The organism is Blautia sp. HCN-1074 (assembly GCF_037890165.1).
Classification (GTDB): Bacteria; Bacillota; Clostridia; order Lachnospirales; family Lachnospiraceae; genus Blautia_A.
This window is the reverse complement of sequence record NZ_JBBKBP010000060.1, coordinates 1-1,284: the sequence shown is the minus strand read 5'-3', so window position 1 is coordinate 1,284 and position 1,284 is coordinate 1. Positions and strand designations below refer to the sequence as shown.

Here is a 1,284-nt window from a genome sequence, read left to right as displayed (position 1 = left end):
CCAATGTGGTCGAATCAAAAAACGTTTAGAAAAATTGCTTAAAAGAAACGATTTATTATTCATCTGAAAAAATACGCAGAATACCGGAACTCAGGCAGAATGCAGGTCTTACCACACCGCTTCTGGCAGGGCTTGTTCATACGAAACTGTATCTGCCTGCGACCGGGGCAGGCGTGCCATATACCAGTGGATTCAATACTGCGTCCGGTGTGGCATCAATTGTAGCAGCAGATGAAGGCGATGAAGAATCCAGAGTCCTTTACAATAACGGAGATGGAACCTGGATCGATGAGAACGGAAATCTTTATGAAGAGTAAATGAAAAGAAACGTTTTCCGTAAGCAAATAAGGGAATGGAAAACATTTCTTTTTTTATAAAATGTTATATGAGATATAAAAGCTATTTTGAAATATAATTATTTGATAAGAAAGACATTTTTATTTTACAACAAACAGACATTTTTATGATAAAATATCGATAAAAATAATTTTGGACTGTAACAAAAGTCGTTGCAGTGTCTAAACTACATCAAATGGATACGGAGGAAGAAATGTGCGGGATTTGTGGATTTACAGGTTACAGACAGGATCAGAAGACAGTAATTGAAAGGATGATGAAAGCCATTGAACATAGAGGCCCGGATAGTGAAGGCTCTTTTTGCAGGGAGAAGATTACGCTGGGCTTTCGAAGACTTAGTATTATTGATTTAGAAGATGGGCAGCAGCCTATGGAAAGTGCGGACGGAAACCTGCATATTGTTTTTAATGGGGAAATCTATGATTATAAGGAACTGCGGGCAGAACTTGAGGCTTCCGGCATTTCTTTCTGTACCCATTCTGACACGGAAGTTCTGGTAAATACCATTCAACAGTATGGTGAGAAGGCACTGGATAAGCTCAGGGGAATGTTTGGGTTTGCAGTATGGAATGAAAAAGAGCAGACTTTGATGCTTGCAAGGGATTTCTTTGGAATTAAGCCTGTGTACTATGCCGAAATAGATGGACACTTTGTATTTGCTTCTGAAATTAAGAGTATTCTTGCATTTCCAGGCTATGAAAGAAAAGTAAATCAGAAGGCCCTGGAGCAGTATTTGTCATTTCAATATGCCCCTCTGGAAGAGACCTTTTTTAAGGGAATCTATAAACTTATGCCCGGACATATGCTTTTATATAAAAACGGAAACTATGAAATAAAGACTTATTTCAAAACAAAGCTTACACCTGGCAAGTGGAACCGTAAGACGAATATGGATCAGCTGCGGAGCCAGCTTGCAGAGATTTTAAG

Annotated in this window: 2 protein-coding genes; both read left to right on the top strand. The window is 38.9% G+C overall.

The window, feature by feature from the left end:
* Positions 1-173: 173 nt before the first annotated feature.
* Positions 174-317, top strand: a complete 144-nt coding sequence (locus WKT11_RS19750; RefSeq protein ID WP_173704898.1) for a hypothetical protein — start codon at positions 174-176, stop codon at positions 315-317.
* 215 nt (positions 318-532) lie between these two features.
* Positions 533-1,284: asparagine synthetase B family protein (locus tag WKT11_RS19745; RefSeq protein WP_445291962.1), on the top strand; the 752-nt coding region annotated here is incomplete at its 3' end.